Here is a 20,711-nt window from a genome sequence, read left to right on the forward strand (position 1 = left end):
CACGGATGCCTCAAAACCCACACCCACTACAACGAAACAACCGCCTGGGCCCACCACACCACCACCGCCGCTTGACACACAAAACCCAGGGATGTCTTCACGGAATCGGCACCGTCTCGGTCCGCTCGGCGACGCGTTCGACCTTGCCGACGAGGAAGACGTAGGACAGGATCCCGGCGATCGTGATCACCGTCATGTAGGCGAACCCGGGTGCGAAGCTGTCGTCGGTGACGATCAGGCCGATGACGATCGGGGTCGCGATCGACGACAGGTTCCCGATGAAGTTGAACATCCCGCCGGTCAGCCCGAGCAGCCGTCGCGGCGCCAGCGCGGACACCAGCGACCAGGTGATCGACGCGAGACCGTTCCCGAAGAACGCCACCGAAAGGATCACGATGACCAGCGCGGTCGAGTCGGTGAAACCGGCCCCGACCATCACCGTGCTCAGCACCAGCCCGGCGATGATCGGGCCCTTGCGGGCCGCGCCGAGCGAAACGCCGCGCCGGACCAGGAAGTCCGACAGGACACCGGAAGCCAGCACCCCGACCAGGGCCGCGATGAACGGCAGCGAAGCGAGGAAGCCGGATTTGATGTAGTCCATCTCCCGGTATTCGACGAGGTACGTGGGGAACCAGGTGAGGAAGAACCACAACGTCGACGTGAGACAGAACTGTCCGAAGTAGATTCCCCACAGTTTCCGGCTGCCCAGCACGGTCGCCAGGTCCGCTCGCGTGATCCGCGCCCGCTCCGGCCGTTCGCGCGCCAGATCCACCAGGCCACCGCCGGAGCGGATCAGCTCCACCTCGGCCTCGTTGGCGCGCGAGTCGCGCGGCTCCCGGTACTTCGCGTACCAGAGCACCGCCCAGAGGACGCCGACCAGCCCGGTGGCGATGAACACCCAGTGCCAGGAAAGCATCGCCTGCAGCCAGGAGAGCACGGGCGTCAGCAGGGCCAGACCGATGAACTGGCCCGACGTGTAGAAGCCGATCGCGGTGGCGCGTTCGCGTTCCGGGAACCAGACGGTCGCGATCTTGCTGTTGATCGGATAGGCGGGCGCCTCGAACACGCCGACCATCAGCCGCAGCGCGATCAGGGCCACGAAGCCGCCGATCACGCCCATGAACAAGGTCGCGAGCGACCACAGGATCAGGCAGGCCGGATACAGCAGCCGCGGCGGGATCTTGTCCACGAGCCAGCCGCCGGGCAGCTGCAACGCGGCGTAGGTCCAGCCGAAGGCCGACAGGAGCAGGCCCTGTTCCGCTTTGGACAGATCGAGTTCGCCGGCGATCGCGGGCATCGCGATCGACAGGTTCGAGCGGTCGAGGTAGTTGATGACGACGGTGATGAACAGCATCACCGCGATGAGCACACGGTACCGGGACGGACGCGTGCCGAGTCCCGGGTGGACGGACGTAGTCATCGCGTTCACCACTCGGCGAACGAGCCGTCGGCGTGCCGCCACACCGGATTCCGCCAGCGATGCCCCTCGGCCGCGCGTTCGGCGACGTACTCCTCGTTGATCTCGATTCCGAGCCCCGGCCCGCCGGGGATGGCGACCTGTCCGTCGTCGTAGGCGAACACCGCCGGGTCGGTGACGTAGTCGAGCAGATCGTTGCTCGTGTTGTAGTGGATGCCGAGGCTCTGTTCCTGGATCGTCGCGTTGTAGCAGCCCGCGTCGATCTGCAGGCAGGCCGCCAGCGCGATCGGGCCGAGCGGGCAGTGCAGGGCCAGGCCGACGTCGTAGGCCTCGGCCATGTGCGCGATCTTGCGCGCTTCGGTGATGCCGCCGCAGTGCGACGGGTCCGGCTGGATGATGTCGACCGCGCCCGAGGCCAGCACCGCCTTGAAATCCCACCGCGAGAACAGCCGCTCGCCGAGCGCGATCGGGATCGGCGAGTTGCGCAGGACTTCCGCGAAGCCGTCGACGTGCTCGGACAGCACCGGCTCCTCGACGAACATCAGCCGGTACGGCTCCAGTTCGCGCAGCAGGACCTTGGCCATCGGCTTGTGCACGCGGCCGTGGAAGTCCACTCCGATGCCGATGTCCGGACCCACCGCCTGACGGACGGCGTCCACGTTGGCCACGCAGCGGTCGACCTTGTCCCAAGTGTCCAGATAGGACAGTTCCTCGGTCCCGTTCATCTTCACCGCGCTGTACCCGCGGTCCACCACCTCGCGCGCGGCGCGGGCGGTCTCGGCCGGACGGTCGCCGCCGATCCACGAGTACACCTTGATCCGGTCGCGCACCCGGCCGCCGAGCAGTTCGTGGACCGGCACGCCGAGCGCCTTGCCCTTGATGTCCCACAGGGCCTGGTCGATCCCCGCCAGCGCGCTCATGTGGAGACCGCCGCCGCGGTAGAACCCGCCGCGATACAGGACCGTCCACAGATCCTCGATCCGCGAGGGGTCCTTGCCGATCAGGTAATCGGAGAGCTCTTCCACGACGGCGGCCACCGACGCGGCGCGCCCCTCCAGGACCGGCTCACCCCAGCCGGTGACGCCCGCGTCGGTTTCGATCTTCAGGAACGACCAGCGCGGCGGTACCTGATATGTCGTCATTGACGTGATCTTCATCGTTTCCCTATCCCTGCGACGGTTCAGCCGTTGGCCTGCTGCCAGACCCGGCACAGCTCACGAGCCCGGACGGCGACCGCGTCCGCGCCGTCACCCGGCCGGTAGAGGCAGGACCCCAGTCCCGCTCCGGCCGCCCCGGCGGCGGACCAGGCCGCCAGGTTCGTTTCGTCGACGCCGCCGACCGGCAGCAGTTCGACCTCGCGCGGCAGCACCGCGCGCCACGCCTTCATTCCCCCGATGCCGACGGCGTCGGCGGGGAACAGCTTGAGGTGCCGGGCCCCCGCGGCGAGCGCCGCGAACGCCTCGGTGGGCGTGGCCACCCCCGGGTACGGCGTCATGCCCTCGGCCACGGCGGCCGAGATGACCGCGGGATCGCTGTTGGGCGCCACGATCATCCGCGCCCCGGCTTCCCGCGCCCGAGCGACGTCTTCGGTGGTGAGCACGGTGCCCGCGCCGATCGCGCACCACTCCCCGAACGCGTCGGCGAGCAGACGGACGCTCTCGAAGGGTTCCGGCGAGTTCAGGGGCACCTCGATGGCGGGGAATCCCGCGTCGACGAGCACCCGCCCCACGCCGACGACCTCGGCCGGGGTCACCCCGCGCAGGATCGCGATCAAACCGGTCACGGCTTCAGTGTCCTTTCGAGACGGTCTTCGAGCAGTCCGGCGGCCGTCGCGATCCGCCACAGTCCCCGGGCGGTGACCTCTTCGGACAGCACGGTGGGCTTCACTCCCCTGTCGGCCAGAGCGAGGGCGTAGCGGCGGCACAGTTCGCCGTCTCCGCACAGCACCAGCGGGGAATCCGGGTCGCGCAGCAGATGCGAAACCTCGTCGGCGATGAGCACGCCCGAGAGGTAGTCGGGAAGCGAGGCCGGTTCGAGGACGCCGTCGAGCACGAGCGGGCGAGCCCCGAACGCCTCGGTGGCGAGCCCCCGCGAACGCCGTCCAGCGGTCAAACCGCGCGAGAAGGCCGTGTCGTCGGGGACCGGGGCAGCGGCCGTGCGGGCGAGGATGCCTTGTGTGGTCAGCAATCCGTACAGCTCGCCGGTCATCGCCGTGGCGAAGTCCGTCACGATCCCGTTCTCGACGCGGACCCATTTGCTGTGCGTACCGGGGAACACCACCGTGACCGGACCGGCGGGGTCGCCGAGCGCTTCGAGGACGCCGACCAGTTGGGTTTCCTCGCCGCGGATCACGTCGCCGGGGCCGTCCCCGGACGGGATCCGCAGGCCGGGCACCACGTGGAGCACGCCGTCGCGATGGGGCACGGGCACGAGCGAGGTGAAGGACGGCCGCGCCGGGACGGTGCGATAGCCGGCATCGGTCCAGCCCTGCGCGCTGCCCACCATGCCGGAGGCGATGGCCGGGAGCGCGGGCCAGTCGCCGCTGATCTCCCGGAAGGCGGACTCGTAGGCGGCCGCCCGCGCGACCGGATCGGCCAGGTCGACGTCTTCGGTGATCGCGAGCAGTCCCCGCGAGGCCCGGCGGGCGTCGAGGATCTCCCCCTCGGTGTCGAGCAGCCAGGCGCGCTGACCGGAGGTTCCCCAGTCGAGGGCGATGAGGCCGGGTTCGGTGTCCGTCACGAGCGACATCGTGCGGGCGCGTTCCCGATAATGCGATCAGTGTCCCTATATGTAGGATTCCTGGATGCCCGACACAGCGCCGCCCGGCACCCAGACCCTCGCCCGCGGCCTCGCGGTGATCCGCGCGGTCGCGGGCGGCGCGGGCGGCGCGACCGACCTCCGCACCCTGGTCGAGCGCACCGGCCTGGGCCGCAGCACCGCGCACCGGCTGGTCCAGCTGCTGGTGAGCGAGGGCTACCTGCGCAGCGGACGGGACGGCTACGCCCTCGGTCCCACACTGATCGAGCTGGGTTTCCAGGCACTGCACGGCAGTCCGCTGCCGGTGGTCGCCCGGCCGGTGCTGGAGGAGCTGGCCGAGCAGTTGCGCGACACGGTGCACCTGGCCGTCCGCGACGGGGATTCGGTGCTGTACCTGGACAAGCTGCCGGGTTCACGGGGCGCGGAGATGCGCTCCCGGATCGGGCACCGGATGCCCTTGACCCGCACCGGTGTCGGCATGGCGCTGCTGCTGGACTCCGCGCCGGAGTGGCGGGACCTCTACCTCGCCGAGACGCCGGTGGAACCGGGCCGGGTGCATCCGGAGGATCTCGACGCGTTCCTGGCGCGCATGCGTGAGTACGCGGAATCCGGGGTGGCGATGGACCTGGAGGACAACGAGCCGGGGATCCGCTGTGTCGCGGCGCCGATCCGGGACGCCACCGGCGCGATCGCCGGAGCCGTCAGCGTCTCGGCGACCCGGCCGTACATGCCGGCCGCCCGGATGCGCGGCCTGAACCGCGTCGTCGGCCGAGCGGCGCGGCAGGTCTCCGCCGGCCTCGGCCACCGCGAACCCTGAAGGGCAGGATGCCGCCATGAACGAACCGTCCTTCACTCTCGTGCAGCTGCGCTACTTCGAGGCGGCGGCCCGGCACCTGAGCATGACCGCCGCGTCGAAGGAGCTCGTGGTCTCGCAGTCGGCCGTGTCGACCGCGATCGCGCAGCTGGAGAAGGAGATGGGGGTGCAGTTCCTGCTGCGCCACCACGCCCGCGGGCTCAGCCTGACCACGGCGGGCGAGGCGTTCTACAAACGGGTGCTGAATTTCCTCGCCCACGGCGCCGAACTGGTCGAAACGGCGCGGCAGTCCGGCACCGAGCTGGTGGGGACGCTGACGGTCGGCTGTTTCGCCACCCTCGCGCCGTTCCGGTTGCCTAGTCTGCTGGCGAGGTTCGAGGCCCGGCATCCCCAGGTCCACGTGTCCCTGCGCGAGGGGGAACACCAAGCGCTGAAGACCGCCCTCCGTTCGGGCGGGACCGAACTCGCCCTGCTCTACGGCTACGACCTCGACGACGACATCGACCGTCAGGTCGTCGGCAGCGTGGCACCGTATGCCCTGGTCCCCGAGGATCACCGGCTCGCGCGGCGGAAGAGCCGCAAGGTCTCGCTCCTGGAACTGGCCGAGGAGCCCATGGTGCTCCTCGACCTGCCGCACAGCCGCGAATACCTGCAGTCGGTCCTGCGCGACGTCGGGGTCGAACCGCGGATCCGGCACCGCAGCACCGGCTACGAGACCGTCCGCTCGCTCGTCGCGTCCGGTCACGGTTTCGCCCTCCTCAACCAGCGCCCGCCGGACGACACCACGTACTCGGGCGCGAAGGCCGTGCCGCTCACGCTCACCGACGCCGTCCCGGCGCTGGAGATCGTCGTCGCCTCGATGCGCGGGGCCCGGCTCACCCGGCGGGCGCAGGAGTTCAGGGAGCTGTGCCGCACCCATTACACCCGCTGAGGATCACCGGTACCGCAGATAGGCGCGGTGGGTCGCGATGTGGTCGGCCACGAGCTTGGCGTCGTGCCACACCCCCCAGATGAAACTCGAACCGCGGCGCGCCTGCCAGGGCAGGCCGAGGAAGTAGACGCCGGGCTCCGAAGACACTCCTCGCCGCTGGTCCGGGTTGCCGTTCTCGTCGAACGCGTCGACCCGCAGCCAGCCGTAGTCGACGGCGAAACCGGTCGCCCAGACGATCGAGCGGACCCCGGCGGCTTCGAGGTCGAGTTCGAGGATCGGGTCGGTGGCGCGCTCCGGGACCGGCCCCAGCACCCGCGCTTCCGGTTCCTCGGGCAGGTCCAGTCCGTTGCGCGCGGCGTAGGCGTCGGCTTCGTCGAGAACCGCGAGATAGCCCGCGTCGCCCCGGGCGAGGTTGTCCGCGAGGTCCGGCGCGAAGCGGAGAACGCCGTCGCCGTAAGAAGAAGTCAGGCCGACGAGCTCGACCCCGGTCGCGGCGAGGGCCCGGAAGTCCACCGTGTTCCCGCCGCGCGCGCCGCTGACCGCGATGGTGACGTGCTCCGCGCCCTGCGGCGGGATGTCGGCGTCCCACTTGCCCATGACGCCGAGCCACCAGCAGAAGTCACGTCCGCGATACCGGCGCGGCGGCCGCTGGTGGGGGCCGACCGAGAGGTACACGCGCCGCCCCGACCGGCTGAGTTCTTCGGCGATCTGCACCCCCGAAGACCCGGCGCCGACCACGAGGACCGCTCCTTCGGGCAACTGCCCTGGATTGCGGTAACCGCTGGAATGGACCTGAGCGATCCCGGCGTCCTCCGGCACGATCGGCGGGATCACCGGCCGCTGGAACGGCCCGGTCGCCGCGATGACGTACCGCGTCTCGATGGTCCCGTCCGAAGTCTCCACGTGGAAACCGGGGCTGCCTTCGTTCTTCCGGACCGACGTCACCTCGACCCCGGTCCGGATCGGCGCGGCGATCTTTTCCGCGTAGGCCTCGAAATACTCGGCGACCCGGTCCTTCGTGGGGAAGTCGTCGGGGCCGAGGCCGTCGAACTCCAGGCCGGGGAACCGGTCGTGCCAAGCGGGACCGTTCGCGACCAGCGAGTCCCAGCGCTCCGAACGCCAGCGCTCCGCGATCCGGTTCCGCTCCAGGACGAGGTGCGGGACCCCGTGGCCGCTCAGGTGCTCGCTCATCGCCAGACCCGCCTGGCCCCCGCCCACGACGAGAGCCTCCACCTCTTGGCTCGGCATCCAGACCTCCACTCCGTTCGCGTGCTGTTCCTTCAGGATCGTGGCGGCGCGGCGTTGTCTTTGTCCAACAGATGTTTTCGTCCTTCAAGATCTGATTTCCAGATCCAGTGAACGGGACACTGCATCTGAATTTTCGATGCATTGGTCCTGAAACATCTTCTGTACAGAACACCGGGCCGCCGTCACGCTGTGGCGACGGGGCCCGTGACCGACGGGCCGCACCCTCTCCAGGGAAGGCCGAGCAGTGACCGTCCACCGTCGCATCCGCCCGTTCAACACGCGCGACACCTATCCCGAGCAGAACCTCGACAACGACCTCTGCCAGGCCGTCGTCGCCAACGGCACGGTCTATGTCCGCGGCCAGATCGGCCAGGACCTCGACACCAGCGAGTCCGTCGGCATCGGTGACGCGGCCGCGCAGGCCGAGCGGGCGATGACCAACATCGCGCTGCTGCTCGAAGAAGCGGGCAGCAGGATGGAGCACCTGGTCAAGCTCACGATCTATCTGATCGACCCGCGCTACCGCGAAGACGTCTACCGCGTCGTCGGCCGCTGGACCAAGGGCGTGTACCCGATCTCGACCGGCGTGGTGGTGTCCGCGCTCGCCCGGCCGGAATGGCTGTGCGAAATCGACGCCGTCGCGGTGATCCCGGCGGAGGGGAAATGACCTTTTCGATCGTGGGCCGCGAGATCTCCGGTGACACCGTGCGCTTCGGGATCGCGGCCAGTTCGTCCAGCCCCGCCGTCGCCGCCCGCGTCGCGCATCTGGTTCCCGGCGTCGGCGCGGCCGCTTCGCAGAACGTGACGGACCCGCGGCTCGGCGGGCGCCTGCTCGACCGGCTCGCCGAGCACGGGGACCCCGAGCGGGCGCTGTCCGAAGTGGTCGCCGCGACGTCCGGTATCGAATACCGGCAGCTGACCGTGCTCGGCCCGGCCGGGCCCGGCTTCGCTCACAGTGGTGCCCGGACCCTCGGCACGCACGCGACCGCGACCGCCGACGGCGTCGTGGCGGCGGGGAACATGCTGGCTGGCCAGCATATTACTCAGTCCATTGTGGACGCTTTTCTCTCCTCGACGGGAGAACTGGAGCAACGGCTCGTCACCGCGCTGCGGGCAGGGCTCGCCGCGGGCGGCGAGGAAGGGCCCGTCCGATCGGCCGGGTTGGTCGTGGTGTCCGATGTGGACTGGCCGGTCACCGACCTCCGGGTGGACTGGGCCGACGACCCGATCGGCGAACTGGCCCGGCTGCTCGAAGTGTGGCTCCCCCAGCGCGACGACTACGTCACCCGCGCGCTCGACCCCGGCGCCGCGCCGTCCTACGGCGTGCCGGGAGACGAAGGATGACGACGCTGAAGAGCGCGGCCCGCGCCGGGGTCGATCGCCATGCCGAGGCGCTGATCCGGCTGTCGGAACGGTTGCACGCCGACCCCGAGACCGCCTGGGAGGAGCATCGCGCCGCCGCGATGGTGCCGGAGTTGCTCGACCGCGCCGGTTTCGCCGTCACCTCAAGGTATCTCGGGCTCGACACCGCGTTCCACGCGAGCCTCGGCGACGGTCCCACCCGGATCGCGCTGTGCGCCGAATACGACGCGCTGCCGGGTCTCGGCCACGCCTGCGGCCACAACCTCATCGCGGCGAGCTCGATCGGCGCCGCGCTCGGCCTGGCCGCCGTCGCCGGAGACGCCGGACTGACCGTCGAGGTCTACGGGACCCCGGCGGAAGAGGGTGGCGGCGGGAAGATCGAGCTCCTCGACCGCGGCGCGTTCACCGGCGCCGATCTGGCGATGATGGTCCACCCCGCGCCCGTGGACGTCGCCGAGGCACGCCCGTTCGCCGTCAGCCACTCGAAGGTCTCCTACCGGGGCCGGTCGGCGCACGCCGCCGCGTATCCGGAGGCCGGGATCAACGCGGCCGACGCGTTCACCGTCGCCCAGGTCGCGATCGGGCTGCTGCGGCAGCACCTCCCGTCGTCGGCACGCGTGCACGGAGTCGTGACGCACGCCGGCGACGCCCCGAACGCGATCCCCGAACACGCGACCGGCCGCTGGTACGTCCGCGCCGAGACGCTCGCGGAACTGGCCGAGCTGGAGCCACGCGTGACGCGGGCCTTCGAGGCGGGCGCGCTGGCCACCGGCTGCGAACTGAGCATCGAACCGGAAAGCAGGCCGTACGCCGAGTTCCGCGCCGACGAGACCGCGCTGGCGGCCTACCGGGCCAACGCGCTCGACCTCGGCCGCGAGTTCGCGGCGGGCGGGACGGCGTCCCGGATGAACCGGGCTTCGACCGACATGGGGAACGTCTCGCAGGTCGTCCCCGCCATCCATCCCTACATCGGCGTCGGTTCCCTGCCGGCGATCAACCACCAGCGCGAGTTCGCCGCGCACTGTGTCGGCGGCGATGCCGAACGCGCTCTGCTGGACGGTGCGATCGCCCTGGCCTGGACCGGGGTGGACCGGGCGGCCTGACCGTCATCGCGTGACATGGTTCAAGGAGGCATCATGACCACACAGGACTCTCCCCCCGGTGAGCTCGTCGCCACCGCCGAAGACCCCGCGGTGCTTCGCCGCAGCATCGCCGCCGGCGCCGTCGGGGTGTTCGTGCACTGGTTCGATTGGGCCGCCTACGCCTACCTCGCGAGCACCATCGCGTCGGTGTTCTTCCCCGCGGGGGACGCCACCGCCGGTCTGCTCGCCGTGTTCGGCGTTTTCGCGGTCTCCTTCGGGATCCGGCCGATCGGGGCGCTGGTGTTCGGGCCGCTCGGCGACCGGATCGGCCGCAAGCGCACGCTGTCCATCGTCATCTTCGTGATGTCCGGGGCCACCCTGGTGATCGGGTTGCTGCCCGGGTACTCGACGATCGGGGTCGCCGCTCCCCTCCTGCTGGTCTTCCTGCGGCTGCTGCAGGGTTTCGCCGCGGGCGGCGAGTTCGGGAGCGCGGCGAGCTTCCTCGCCGAGTACGCGCCGCGCCGTCGCCGCGGTTTCGGCGTCAGCTGGCTCGAAGTCGGTTCCCTGCTGGGATTCCTCGCCGGATCGCTGGTGTTCCTGCTGTTGTCGATCGGTCTCACGGAGGCCGAGCTGGCGTCCTGGGGCTGGCGGATCCCGTTCCTGCTCGCCGCACCGCTCGGGATCATCGGCTTCGTCATCCGCGCCAAGATCGAGGACACCCCCGAGTACCGCGCGCTGGAGGCGGCCGGCGACGTGCCGCGCAGCCCGGTGCGGGAATTGTTCCGTACCAACAAGAAACAGCTGCTCCAGGCGGCGGGCCTGATGACCATGATGCATGTGCCGTTCTACGCGGTGCTCACCTATCTGGTCACCTACCAGACCGACTACCTCGGTCATTCCTCCGGCAGCGCCGCGCTGCTGTCCACCGTGATCTCGCTCCTCGCCCTGGTCCTCGTGCCCACCTTCGGACGGCTCTCCGACCGGATCGGGCGACGGCCGGTCCTGCTCGGCGCGGGTATCGCGCTCTTCGTCCTCTCGATCCCGGCCTACCTGCTGATGCGGACGGGGCTCACGGGAACGTGGATCGGCGGGCTCATGCTCGGCGTCGTGCTCGCCGCGATCCTCGGCACCTACGCGGTGTGGTCCGCGGAGATCTTCCCGACCCGCACCCGCCAGGGCGGGCTGTCGATCGCCTACAACCTCACCGCGGCCTTGTTCGCCGGCACCGTGCCCTACCTGATGACCGTCCTGATCTCCGCGACCGGCAGCACCCTCGTCCCCGGCCCGTACCTCATGGTCGCGGCGGCGGTCGGGCTCGTCGCGGCCTTCACGATGCGGGAAACAGCCGGAAAACCGTTGCCACAGAAGTGAAAAGCCGCGTGGAGGGCGGTTTCGCCCTCCACGCGGCCCTACAGCCGCTCATCGCGACAGAGCAGGCTCGGCCTTCGGGACGCGCAGGGTCGCCATGGCCAGGAAGCCACCGGCGATCGCGATCCCCGCGGCCCCGAGGAACGCGGCCGAGTACCCGCCGGTCAACGCGACCGGGTCACCGGTCCGTCCCGCGCCGAACGAGACCCCGACCGCGGTCATCGCGGCGAGACCGAGCGCCGAGCCGATCTGGTACGAGGTGTTCACGATCCCCGACGCGAGCCCGCCTTCCTCCGGTTTCGCGCTCGAGATCGCGGTGCCGAGCGACGGGATGAACGCGAGTGCCTGCCCGAGCGCGGCGACCAGCGAAGCGGGCAGGACGTCGGCCACGAAGTTCCCGGTCGGGCTGACGAACGACAGCCACACCAGCCCCGCGGCGAGCGCCCACAGGCCGCCGATGATCATCTTCTTCGGCCCGAACCGGCCGATCAGTTTAGGTGCGACGGCCACCATCAGGACGACGATCAGCACGGTCATCGGCAGCAGTGCCGCCCCGCTGGCGAAGGCCCCGTAACCGAGGACCTGCTGCAGGTACAGGTTGAGGAAGTACCACATCGGGATCCACGCCGCACCGAGCAGGAACTGGGCGAGGTTCGCGCCGCCGAGGTTCGGCGTCCGGAAGATCCCCAGCCGCACCAACGGGATCTCCCGCCTCCGCTGGATCGCGACGAACACCGCGAGCAGGGCGGCACCGCCCGCCAGCGCTCCCCAGGTGCCCGCCGAGTCCCAGCCCGCTTCCGGTGCGCGGACGACGCCGAACACGGTCAGCCCGAGACCCGCGGTCGCCGCGGCCGCCCCGGCGAGGTCGACCGAACCGCGCCTGGCGGGCGCGGAAGGCATCAGCCTGCCGGTGGCGAGGATCGCGGCGAGCGAGATCGGGACGTAGAGCCAGAAGATCCACGGCCACGACAGCCATTCGGTGATCACGCCACCGAGGAACACCCCGGCGGTACCACCGGCGGGAGCCGCCGCGCCGTAGAGCGCGAGCGCCTTGGTCAGCTCACGAGGGCGCGCGCCGAACAGTGTCATCAGCAGGGTCAGCGCGGACGGCGCGATCAACGCCGCGCCCGCGCCTTGCAGGACCCGGCCGAGCAATTCGACCCACGCGGTGCCCGCGGCCGCGGCGACCACGGAACCGCCGAGGGTGACCACCCAGCCGGCGGTGAACATCCTCCGCGCGCCGAAGAGGTCCGAGAGACGTCCGCCGAGCAGCAGCAGCCCGGCGAGCGCGATGACGTAGGCGTTGAACACCCACGACAGGTCTCCCGGGGAGAACCCGAGGTCCTGCCGCATCGCCGGTAGGGCGACGCCGATGATCGAGGTGTCCATGATGACCATGAACTGGGCCAGCGCGATGAGTCCCAGCGCCCACCACCGTCGTGGGTCCGGGGTTGTCTCCGCCATGACGACCGTCCTTTCAGGAGTTTAATACCCCTAGGGGGTATCTGACGGAGATGAAGGTAGGCCGATCGCCACCCGGGCACAAGTACCCCCACGGGGTATCTATGTCGCCCTCGTCACAGACGGTCCGTGAAGGCCTCCTTGAGGGACTCTGGGTCCCTCAAGGAGGCCTTCACGGACCTCTCCCCCACCGCGGGTCCACTCCCCCTTCCCGGGACCGCGTGCCGACCATCATCACCGGACGGCGCCCGACGTTCGTTGAACGATCGTTGAATCGCCTGGTCGAAAGCGGCCGCAGGATCCACCGAATGCTCGTTGAGCCGGGTCGGGCAGGCACGGTATCCAGGAACGATGCAGGGGGACGGGGCATCCGATGTCGTGGTGCGCGTGCTGGGCGAACTGGAGATCCGGCACGGCGGCGCCGGGGTGCCGGTCGGGCACACCCGCCAGCGGGCGGTGCTGGCGGTACTGGCGATGGAGGCCGGTCAGGTCGTGCCGATCGACCTCCTGCTGGACCGGGTGTGGGGCGAGCGGGCGCCTGCCAGGCAGCGCTCGGTCCTGCGCACGTATCTGTCCCGCCTCCGCCCGCTGCTCGCGCCCACCGGGATCACCATCACCCGTCAGGGCCTCGGCTACCTGCTCGCCGCCGAACCGGGGATCGTGGACGCGCACCGCTTCCAGCGGCTGCTGGACTCCGCGCGACGCCAACCCGATCCCCGGGCCGCGCTGGAGCTGGCGGAGGAGGCGCTGGCGCTGTGGCGTGGCGAGCCGTTGGCCGAGCTGGACACCCCGTGGGCGCTGGAAGTGCGGGAGCGCCTGCGGCTGGAGCGCGCCGCGGCCGTGGCCGACCGGATCGACTGGGCGCTGGAATGCGGGCGGCACCGCGAACTGCTCGCCGAACTGGCCACGTCCGCCGCCGCGCAGCCGCTGGACGAACGGACCGCCGCGCAGCTCATGCTCGCCCTGTACCGGGCCGGACGCCAAGCCGACGCGTTACGGCACTACCAGCGGACCCGGGATCGGCTGATCGACGAATTGGGCACCGAGCCCGGCCCGGCGCTGCGCGAACTGCACCAGCGGGTGCTCACCGCGGACCCGGCCCTGGCCGTGCCGCCGTCCACCCGCGCGCGGCTCCCGGCCGTGCCGCGTCAACTGCCCGCCCCTCCGCGCACGTTCTACGGCCGTGACACCGAGCTGGCGCAACTGGAGAAGATCCTCACCGACGGCGGCGAGCGGGACACGATGGTGGTTTCGGCCGTCTGCGGCGCCGGTGGGGTGGGCAAGACGTGGTTGATCCTGCACTGGGCGCACCGCGCGATCGACCGCTTCCCCGACGGTCAGCTCTACGTGGACCTGCGCGGCTTCGACCCGGTGGCGGAGCCGGTCCCGGTCGCGGCGGCCCTGCGGCACCTGCTCGACGGGCTGGGCGTGAGCCCGGGCGAGATCCCCGGTGAGACGGCAGCCCGGACCGCGCTGTACCGGAGCCTGCTCGCCGGCCGCCGGATGCTGGTCGTGCTGGACAACGCGCGCGACGCCGCCCAGGTCGTCCCGCTGCTCCCCGGAAGCCCGGCCTGCACGGTGCTGGTCACCAGCCGCGACCGGCTGCCCGCGCTGACCACCCGGCACGGCGCCCGTTCGCTCGTGCTCACCACGTTGCCCGACACCGACTCCCATGGCCTGCTGGCCAGCCGCCTGGGATCGGAACGGGTCGCCACCGAGCCCGGCGCCGTCTCCGCCCTGGTCCGGCACTGCGCGGGCCTGCCGCTCGCCCTGTCGATCGTCGCGGCCCGCGCCGACGCCCACCCCGGTTTCCCGCTGGCCTCGCTCGTGGACGAACTCGACGAAGCCCCCAGCAGTCTCGACGTCCTCGACACCGGCGAACTCACCGCCGGTCTGCGGGCCGTGTTCGCCGCCTCTTCCCAAGCCTTGCCCCCGGAAGCCGCGGCGGTGTTCACCCTGCTCGGCCTCATGCCCGCTCCCGAACCCGGCCTCGACGCGCTGGCCGCCCTCACCTCGCTGCCCGCCTCCCGGGTGCGCGTTCTGTTGCAGACGCTGGAAACCGCGTCGCTGGTGCAGCAGCACCGCCCCCGCCGCTACCGGATGCACGACCTCATCCGCCTCCACACCACCGAACTGGCCCATCGCGAACTGTCCGAAAAGGACCGTGAAACGGCACTGCGCCGTCTGATCGACTTCTACCTCCACACCTCCCATACGGCCGACAGGCTGCTCTACGCCCACGATGACCCGATCGACATCGGACAGCCCTGTGCGGGGGCTCGGCCGCTGTCCCCACGGAACGAAGCGGAAGCACTGACCTGGTTCGACACAGAGCACGACTGCCTCATGGCGCTGCAGCGGATGGCCGTCGCCCAAGGCCGGCACGCGACGGTGTGGCGGCTCGCCTGGGTCCTCGACACCTTCCACCGGCGCCAGGGAAACCTCGACGACCAGCTCGCGCTGTGGCGGGCCGGGGCGAGCGCGGCCGCCGAGACCGGCGACCAGGCGGCCCGGTGCCTGGCGCTGTGGCGGCTCGGCGCGGCACGCAGCCTCACCGGCCGGGACCACGAAGGCGTCGACCTTCTGGGGCGGGCACTGACCCTGGCCGAACAGACCGGGGACCGGGGCCGTCAGGCCAACATCCACCAGAACCTCGCCACCGCTTGGGAACTCCGCGGCGACGACCGGCGCGCCCTGCACCACGCGCGGGAGGCGCTGGCCATCCTGGAGCCCGCGGGACGGCCGATCAGGCTGGCTCACGCGCTCAACCAAGTCGGCTGGTACGCGACCAGGACCGGCCGGCACGACGAGGCACGGACACGCTGTGAAGCCGCGCTCGACCTGTTCCGCCGCCACGAAAACCCCGACGGCGAGGCACGGACCCTCGACAGCCTCGGCTACCTGGAGCACCGCTCGGGCAGGCACACCACCGCGGTGGAGCACTACCGGCGGGCGGTCACGCTCTTCCGCGAACTGGGCTGCAACTACGACGAAGCGGACACCTTGGAACGCCTCGGCGACACCTGCCTCGCGCTGGGCGACCGTGACCAGGCCGAACACTGCTGGCACCGAACGCTGGAGCTGTACCACGCCCAGAACCGGCCGAGGGAGGAGGAAGCCCTGCGAGCCCGGATCGGTGCCGCCCGCGGCCAGGGGTGAACTTTCCCGAAGAAAATCCGGGGACGGTGTCGGATCGGGGTGGCGGCGTTCGTAGCGAGGGTGAGACGACTCGCGATATGCGACGCTTTCCCGACACCACAGGAGAGGATCTTCGGATGCGGTATCTGGTTTCCGTGATCGACGACAAGAGCAATCCCGGCAGCACGGACCGGCAGCCCGCCATCAGCGAGTTCAACGAACGGCTGATGGCCGAGGGCCACTGGGTCTTCGCGGGCGGGCTCGCGGACACCGGCTCGGCCACGGTGATCGACAACCGGGGTGAGCGGCCGGTGTTCAGCGACGGGCCGTTCGTGGAGTCGAAGGAGTACCTCGCCGGCGTCTGGGTGTGGGAGGCCCCCGACCTGGACGTGGCGCTCAAGCTCGCCACCGAGGCGTCGAAGATCTGTGACCGGAAGATCGAGGTGCGGGCATTCCTGTGACCGACGTCGAAGAGGCGATCATCCGGGCCCACCGCGACGAGTGGGCACGCGTGGTCGCCACGCTGACCAGGCGTTTCGGCGACCTCGACATCGCCGAGGAAGCGGCGGCCGAGGCTTTCGCGACCGCCGTCGAGCGGTGGCAGTCCGACGGCGTGCCGCCCGGCCCCGGTGCCTGGCTGACCACCACCGCCAACCGCAAGGCCATCGACCGGATCCGGCGGGAGAACAAACGCGACGACAAGCAGAAGGAGGCTCGGACGGTGTACGACGACGACCCGCCCGAGCCGCTCGGCGTCATCGACGACGACCGGCTCCGGCTGATCTTCACCTGCTGTCATCCGGCGCTGGCGCTGGAAACCCGCGTGGCGCTGACCCTGCGCATGGTCGGCGGCCTGACCGTGCCCGAGATCGCCCGCGCCTTCCTGGTGGCCGAAAGTGCCATGGGGCAGCGGATCACCCGTGCGAAGGCCAAGATCAAGGCGGCGCGCATCCCCTATCGCGTGCCGTCCGCCGAAGACCTCCCGGCCCGCGTCTCCGGGGTGCTCGCCGCCCTTTTCCTCGTGTTCAACGAGGGCTACCTGGCCACCGGGCCCGACACCGACCCGCTGCGTCACGACCTGACCGCCGAGGCGATCCGGCTCACCCGCCTGATCCGTGCCCTCCTGCCGGACGACGGCGAGGTGGCCGGGCTGCTGGCGCTGATGCTCCTCACCGAGGCCCGCCGCACCGCCCGGGTCTCGGCGACCGGCGAACTGGTCGCGCTCGACGAGCAGGACCGCGGTGCCTGGGACCAGGACCTGATCGCCGAGGGGCATCGGCTGGTGCGCGAACGGCTCGCCGCCGCGGCCGCCGGAGTGGCTCCGGGCCGCTATCAGATCCTCGCCGCGATCAACGCCGTGCACACCTCCGCCCGCGACATCCGCGACACCGACTGGTCCCAGATCCTCGCGCTCTACGACCAGCTCGTCCGCGTCGATCCCTCGCCGATCGTCGCGCTCAACCGGGCCATCGCGGTCGCCGAACTCGACGGGCCGGAGGTGGCGCTGGCGACCGTCGACCGCCTTGAGGACAAGCTGGCCGGCTATCACCCGTACCACGTCACCCGCGCCGATCTGCTGCGACGGCTGGGCCGCGGCGCGGAGTCGCGATCGGCTTACGACAAGGCCATCGAGCTGGCGGGCAACACCGCGGAGACCGCCTACCTGACCCGCCGTCGCGACCAGCTGGTGTAGGCGATCACCCGAGCCGGACTTCCTCACGGGACAAGCGTGCCGCGAGCCGCGCCGCCCGCACGGCCCGTTCGGGATCGACGCCCGCCCGGGCGACGAGCCGCAGCCGGGAGACGCCGTCGGGGACGCTGGGCGGGCGGAAGCAGCCGACCACGACACCTTCGTCGAACAGCGCGTCGGCGGCGGCCACGGCACGATCCGCCGAGTCCGCGGGAATCGACTGCACCGCGCCGGGCGCGTGCGGAACCCCCGCGGCGTCGGCGATCAGCGCCGCGATCCGGTGCAGTTCGCCGGCCCGTTCCGGTTCAGCCGCGATGATCCGGCAGGCCTCGGCGGCCCCCACGGCCGCGGCGGGGGCGAGGCCGGTGTCGAAGATGAACGTCCGGGCGGTGTTGACCAGATGCTCGCGCACCAGCGGCGGGCCGAGCACGGCGCCGCCCTGGGTGCCGAGCGCTTTGGACAGCGTCACCGTCACGACGACGTGCGGCGCGCCGGCCAGACCGGCGGCGTGGACCGCGCCCCTCCCCCGGCCCGCCACGCCGATCCCGTGCGCCTCGTCCACGACCAGCAGGGCGTCGTAAGTGGCACAAAGCGCCGCGACGCGCGCCAAATCGGTCGCGTCCCCGAGCACGGAGTAGATCGACTCGACGACGACCACCGCCCGGGTCTGCTCGCGATCCCGGAGCAGCGCTTCGAGCGCGACGACGTCGTTGTGCGGGCAGATCCGCACGGGCGAACGGGAAAGCCGGGCACCGTCGATCAGCGACGCGTGCACGTGTTCGTCGGAAACGATCAGCGTGTCCGGCGAACCCAGCGCGGTGAGCACGCCGATGTTGGCCGCGTAGCCACTGGAAAACGCCAGACAGGACGGCTGCCCGGTGAGGACGGCCAGTTCCCGTTCCAGCTCGTCGTGGCCCGCCGTCGTCCCGGTCACGATCCTCGACGCGCCCGCACCGGCGCCGTAGGTTTCGATGGCGCGTATCGCGGCAGCGCGGACACGTGGGTCGTCGCCGAGTCCGAGATAGTCGTTCGAGGCCAGATCCAGCAAACCGCTTCCGGATCCGGGGTTACGCCGGGCATCGGTCCTGCGCACCAGGCCCGCCTGCCGCCGGTCCCGGTCGACGCTGACGAGCCAGTCCCGCAGGGCACTCATGCGTTGGGCGCGACGGCCGTGCCGGCGCCGCGCGTCCGGACCGGGACGTCCGTCCGATGTGGACTCTCATCGGCGCCGAGGATCTTGAACCCGGCGTCGGCGATCATGGCGAGGTCGGCCTTCGCGGCCTGTCCCTCGCTGGTGAGGTAGTCCCCGAGGAACAGGGAGTTGGCCACCTGCAACGCGAGCGGCTGCAGCGAGCGCAGATGCATCTCGCGGCCGCCCGCCATCCTGATCTCCTTGTCCGGGCAGGCGAGCCGCGCCAGCGCGAGGATCCGAAGCGAGCGCAAGGGCGTCAGTTCCCAGGTGCCCGCGAGCGGTGTGCCCTCGAAGGGCATCAGGAAGTTGACGGGAATCGAGTCGCTGTCCAGATCTCGCAGGGCGAAGATCGCGTCGATCAGTTCGTCGTCGCTCTCGCCCATGCCGACGATCAGCCCGGAGCACGGGGAAAGCCCCGCTTCCTTGGCCTTTTCGACGGTGGCCACGCGGTCTTCGTAGTCGTGCGTCGTGCAGATCTCCGAATACCGGGACTCACTCGTGTTGAGGTTGTGGTTGTAGGCGTCGACACCGGCGTCGCGGAGCCGCTCAGCCTGGCCGTTCTTCAGAATTCCCAGACAGGCGCAGACTTCCACGCCGGAGTGAGCGGATTTGACGGCTTCGACCACGCCCGCGACCCGGTCCACGTCGCGGTCGCTCGGCCCGCGCCCGCTCGCGACCAGGCAGACCCGGGACGCGCCGCCCTCGATCCCCGCCGTCGCCTGCTTGACCGTCTCCTCGGCCGAAAGCCAGGAATACTTGAGGATCTGCGCCGACGAGCCGAGCCGCTGCGAGCAGTACGTGCAGTCCTCCGGGCACAGCCCCGACTTGAGGTTCACGAGGTAGTTGACCTTGACCCGGTCCCCGAAGTACGCGCGCCGGAGCCGCCCGGCCGCGACGACCAGGCCGAACACCTCGTCGTCCGGCGTATTCAGGACCGCTCGGGCGTCTTCGCGATCGAGGACGCCGCCTGCCAACTGACGTGAAGCCAGGTCATCGACTGTTTTGAACACCTTTCAAATCCTAGGTGGACCGCGAGGCCCGCGCAAGGCCGGCCCCTCGGCGCCGGGCACAATGGCAGCGTGAAGGTGACGCGGGCGCAGATCGTCGACGGTGCGTACGAGCTGCTGCGCGAGCGGGGGTTGAGCAGCCTGTCCATGCGGCGGCTGGCCCAGGACCTCGGCGTGCAGCCCGGCGCGCTGTACTACCACGTCGCCAACAAACAGGAACTGCTCGCCGTGGTCGCCGCACGCGTCCTCGCCGACTTCCCGGCGGCGCCCGCCGATCCCCGCAGCGCCGCGGAAGACCTGCGCGCGGCACTGCTCCGCGTCCGCGACGGCGCCGAGGTCGTTTCGTTCGTGCAGGCGTACCGCCCCGATGTCCTGACCCCGACCCAGGCGCTGAACCGGTTGTTCACCGAGCGATTCCCCGCGCGCCAGGCCGAATGGGCCGCCCGCACGATCGTCCACTATGTACTCGGCTTCGTCGCGGAAGAGCAGAACCGGGCCGAACTCGTCCGCGCCCGCATCGTCGACGACGAGCCCGCTCACGAGCGGGAATCAGCGGAGGCCTTCCTTTTCGGCGTCGACGCGATCCTCACCGGGCTCACCGGGTCGTGAGTGGCGATTCGGGTTAGAGCGGACCTGCATTTACCTACCTACGCCTGAGCTGCGCGAGGGTGGCGGTTCCGCCGCTGCCGGGCTCGACGGTGCGGGAATTGGGACGTTGGATGTCTCAATTCCCGCACCGTCACCAGGGACGCCCCGGCGCGGACCTTGATCAACGGAAGATCCGGGACACTCAACGTCCCCGATCCTCCGTTGATCAAGGCCGTGCCGGTCACGACCGGTGGCAGACGAGGTGACGGGGGAAGATTTCGGACGTTCAACGCCCGGAATCTTCCCCCGTCGACCACACCGCCATCCAGCACAAGCCTCACCCACACCGAGGCGAAGCAGGGCTCCGCCGCTGACCGGATCTGAGACGTTCGTGCCCCCGAATCTCTCCACACTCGCCAGCCACACCAGTAGGTAAGCAAATACGAGTCCGTTAGAACCCGAATCGCCACTCATGACCCCCTTGCCCCACTCGGTACCGGCGCTTGCCCGCTTGCCTGTACATGAAGGCCCCCTTCCTTGCGCCTGGCGCAAGGGGTGGATTCCAGGGGTGGTTGCAACACGGGTGATCACTTGGTTTGGGTGAGGAGTGTAGTGAGGCGCTCGGCTGGGGTGTCCCAGTCGAGTGTTTTGCGTGG

18 protein-coding genes are annotated in these 20,711 nt (G+C 70.5%); 10 read left to right on the forward strand and 8 right to left on the reverse strand.

Features of this window, described 5'->3' with window-relative positions:
• Window positions 1–97: 97 nt before the first annotated feature.
• Genes IE302_RS42445 through IE302_RS42460 form a run of 4 tightly spaced genes read right to left on the reverse strand, consistent with a single transcriptional unit; the run spans window position 98 to window position 4,165 of the window.
• A complete protein-coding gene (locus IE302_RS42445; RefSeq protein ID WP_191260131.1) occupies window positions 98–1,420 on the reverse strand; it encodes an MFS transporter in 1,323 nt (440 codons plus the stop codon).
• A 5-nt stretch (window positions 1,421–1,425) separates the two neighbouring features.
• Window positions 1,426–2,574: a galactonate dehydratase gene (gene dgoD, locus IE302_RS42450; protein ID WP_191260132.1), complete on the reverse strand. Its 1,149-nt coding sequence runs from the start codon at window positions 2,572–2,574 to the stop codon at window positions 1,426–1,428.
• A gap of 23 nt (window positions 2,575–2,597) precedes the next feature.
• A complete protein-coding gene (locus IE302_RS42455; protein ID WP_191260133.1) occupies window positions 2,598–3,200 on the reverse strand; it encodes a 2-dehydro-3-deoxy-6-phosphogalactonate aldolase in 603 nt (200 codons plus the stop codon).
• The gene (locus IE302_RS42460) at window positions 3,197–4,165 is read right to left on the reverse strand and encodes a 2-dehydro-3-deoxygalactonokinase (RefSeq protein WP_191260134.1); all 969 of its coding nucleotides are present in this window, start codon (window positions 4,163–4,165) and stop codon (window positions 3,197–3,199) included. Before IE302_RS42460 ends, IE302_RS42455 begins: the two co-directional genes overlap by 4 nt.
• A 55-nt stretch (window positions 4,166–4,220) precedes the next feature.
• Here IE302_RS42460 and IE302_RS42465 point away from each other — a divergent pair, with 55 nt between their 5' ends.
• Together IE302_RS42465 and IE302_RS42470 are read left to right on the forward strand one after the other, a co-directional pair.
• Complete coding sequence (locus tag IE302_RS42465; RefSeq protein WP_191260135.1) at window positions 4,221–4,991, forward strand: IclR family transcriptional regulator; 771 nt, start codon at window positions 4,221–4,223, stop codon at window positions 4,989–4,991.
• A 16-nt stretch (window positions 4,992–5,007) separates the two neighbouring features.
• Window positions 5,008–5,919, forward strand: coding sequence for a LysR substrate-binding domain-containing protein (locus IE302_RS42470; RefSeq protein ID WP_191260136.1), 912 nt, complete (start codon window positions 5,008–5,010; stop codon window positions 5,917–5,919).
• Window positions 5,920–5,922: 3 nt separating this feature from the next.
• On the opposite strand, the gene IE302_RS42475 is transcribed toward IE302_RS42470, so the two are convergent.
• Window positions 5,923–7,167, reverse strand: a complete 1,245-nt coding sequence (locus IE302_RS42475; protein WP_191260137.1) for a flavin-containing monooxygenase — start codon at window positions 7,165–7,167, stop codon at window positions 5,923–5,925.
• 244 nt (window positions 7,168–7,411) lie between these two features.
• Between IE302_RS42475 and IE302_RS42480 the strand changes: the two genes are divergently transcribed.
• The 4 genes from IE302_RS42480 to IE302_RS42495 are packed head-to-tail and all read left to right on the forward strand — an operon-like array spanning window position 7,412 to window position 10,982.
• A complete protein-coding gene (locus IE302_RS42480) occupies window positions 7,412–7,834 on the forward strand; it encodes a RidA family protein (protein WP_191260138.1) in 423 nt (140 codons plus the stop codon).
• Window positions 7,831–8,511, forward strand: a complete 681-nt coding sequence (locus tag IE302_RS42485) for a DUF1028 domain-containing protein (protein WP_191260139.1) — start codon at window positions 7,831–7,833, stop codon at window positions 8,509–8,511. The genes IE302_RS42480 and IE302_RS42485 overlap by 4 nt, the downstream gene beginning before the upstream one ends.
• Complete coding sequence (locus IE302_RS42490) at window positions 8,508–9,632, forward strand: M20 family metallopeptidase (RefSeq protein ID WP_191260140.1); 1,125 nt, start codon at window positions 8,508–8,510, stop codon at window positions 9,630–9,632. Before IE302_RS42485 ends, IE302_RS42490 begins: the two co-directional genes overlap by 4 nt.
• A 33-nt stretch (window positions 9,633–9,665) precedes the next feature.
• Window positions 9,666–10,982, forward strand: a complete 1,317-nt coding sequence (locus tag IE302_RS42495; protein WP_191260141.1) for an MFS transporter — start codon at window positions 9,666–9,668, stop codon at window positions 10,980–10,982.
• A 48-nt stretch (window positions 10,983–11,030) separates the two neighbouring features.
• Here IE302_RS42495 and IE302_RS42500 read toward each other — a convergent pair whose 3' ends face one another.
• On the reverse strand, window positions 11,031–12,443 hold the full coding sequence (locus IE302_RS42500) for an MFS transporter (protein WP_191260142.1): 1,413 nt from the start codon (window positions 12,441–12,443) through the stop codon (window positions 11,031–11,033).
• 348 nt (window positions 12,444–12,791) lie between these two features.
• Between IE302_RS42500 and IE302_RS42505 the strand changes: the two genes are divergently transcribed.
• The 3 genes from IE302_RS42505 to IE302_RS42515 all read left to right on the forward strand — a co-directional run bounded on the left by IE302_RS42505 (window position 12,792) and on the right by IE302_RS42515 (window position 17,271).
• Window positions 12,792–15,599 (forward strand): AfsR/SARP family transcriptional regulator, encoded by a 2,808-nt coding sequence (locus tag IE302_RS42505; protein WP_191260143.1) that lies wholly within the window; start codon window positions 12,792–12,794, stop codon window positions 15,597–15,599.
• 116 nt (window positions 15,600–15,715) lie between these two features.
• Window positions 15,716–16,039 carry a YciI family protein gene (locus IE302_RS42510; RefSeq protein WP_191260144.1) on the forward strand — a complete coding sequence of 108 codons (324 nt, stop codon included), beginning with the start codon at window positions 15,716–15,718 and terminating at the stop codon, window positions 16,037–16,039.
• Entirely contained in the window at window positions 16,036–17,271 is a 1,236-nt protein-coding gene (locus tag IE302_RS42515) for an RNA polymerase sigma factor (RefSeq protein ID WP_191260145.1), read from the forward strand. The genes IE302_RS42510 and IE302_RS42515 overlap by 4 nt, the downstream gene beginning before the upstream one ends.
• 4 nt (window positions 17,272–17,275) lie before the next feature.
• Here the strand turns inward: IE302_RS42515 and IE302_RS42520 are convergent, their stop codons facing one another.
• Entirely contained in the window at window positions 17,276–18,421 is a 1,146-nt protein-coding gene (locus tag IE302_RS42520) for an 8-amino-7-oxononanoate synthase (protein ID WP_191260146.1), read from the reverse strand.
• On the reverse strand, window positions 18,418–19,470 hold the full coding sequence (bioB, locus tag IE302_RS42525) for a biotin synthase BioB (RefSeq protein WP_191260147.1): 1,053 nt from the start codon (window positions 19,468–19,470) through the stop codon (window positions 18,418–18,420). Before bioB ends, IE302_RS42520 begins: the two co-directional genes overlap by 4 nt.
• A gap of 69 nt (window positions 19,471–19,539) precedes the next feature.
• Here bioB and IE302_RS42530 point away from each other — a divergent pair, with 69 nt between their 5' ends.
• Window positions 19,540–20,076: a TetR family transcriptional regulator gene (locus IE302_RS42530; RefSeq protein WP_191260148.1), complete on the forward strand. Its 537-nt coding sequence runs from the start codon at window positions 19,540–19,542 to the stop codon at window positions 20,074–20,076.
• The last annotated feature ends 635 nt before the right edge of the window (window positions 20,077–20,711 follow it).

The sequence above is a fragment of the Amycolatopsis oliviviridis genome (assembly GCF_014654365.1).
In the GTDB taxonomy this organism is placed as follows: Bacteria; Actinomycetota; Actinomycetes; order Mycobacteriales; family Pseudonocardiaceae; genus Amycolatopsis; species Amycolatopsis oliviviridis.

Excerpts from the sequence above, each read along its gene's own strand:
- IE302_RS42490 (WP_191260140.1), top strand. The coding sequence starts at position 8,508 with ATGACGACGCTGAAGAGCGCGGCCCGCGCCGGGGTCGATCGCCATGCC.
- IE302_RS42500 (WP_191260142.1), bottom strand. The coding sequence starts at position 12,443 with ATGGCGGAGACAACCCCGGACCCACGACGGTGGTGGGCGCTGGGACTC.
- IE302_RS42485 (WP_191260139.1), top strand. The coding sequence starts at position 7,831 with ATGACCTTTTCGATCGTGGGCCGCGAGATCTCCGGTGACACCGTGCGC.
- IE302_RS42465 (WP_191260135.1), top strand. The coding sequence starts at position 4,221 with ATGCCCGACACAGCGCCGCCCGGCACCCAGACCCTCGCCCGCGGCCTC.
- IE302_RS42505 (WP_191260143.1), top strand. The coding sequence starts at position 12,792 with ATGCAGGGGGACGGGGCATCCGATGTCGTGGTGCGCGTGCTGGGCGAA.
- IE302_RS42520 (WP_191260146.1), bottom strand. The coding sequence starts at position 18,421 with ATGAGTGCCCTGCGGGACTGGCTCGTCAGCGTCGACCGGGACCGGCGG.
- IE302_RS42475 (WP_191260137.1), bottom strand. The coding sequence starts at position 7,167 with ATGCCGAGCCAAGAGGTGGAGGCTCTCGTCGTGGGCGGGGGCCAGGCG.
- IE302_RS42495 (WP_191260141.1), top strand. The coding sequence starts at position 9,666 with ATGACCACACAGGACTCTCCCCCCGGTGAGCTCGTCGCCACCGCCGAA.
- IE302_RS42510 (WP_191260144.1), top strand. The coding sequence starts at position 15,716 with ATGCGGTATCTGGTTTCCGTGATCGACGACAAGAGCAATCCCGGCAGC.
- IE302_RS42445 (WP_191260131.1), bottom strand. The coding sequence starts at position 1,420 with ATGACTACGTCCGTCCACCCGGGACTCGGCACGCGTCCGTCCCGGTAC.
- IE302_RS42460 (WP_191260134.1), bottom strand. The coding sequence starts at position 4,165 with ATGTCGCTCGTGACGGACACCGAACCCGGCCTCATCGCCCTCGACTGG.
- dgoD (WP_191260132.1), bottom strand. The coding sequence starts at position 2,574 with ATGAAGATCACGTCAATGACGACATATCAGGTACCGCCGCGCTGGTCG.
- IE302_RS42470 (WP_191260136.1), top strand. The coding sequence starts at position 5,008 with ATGAACGAACCGTCCTTCACTCTCGTGCAGCTGCGCTACTTCGAGGCG.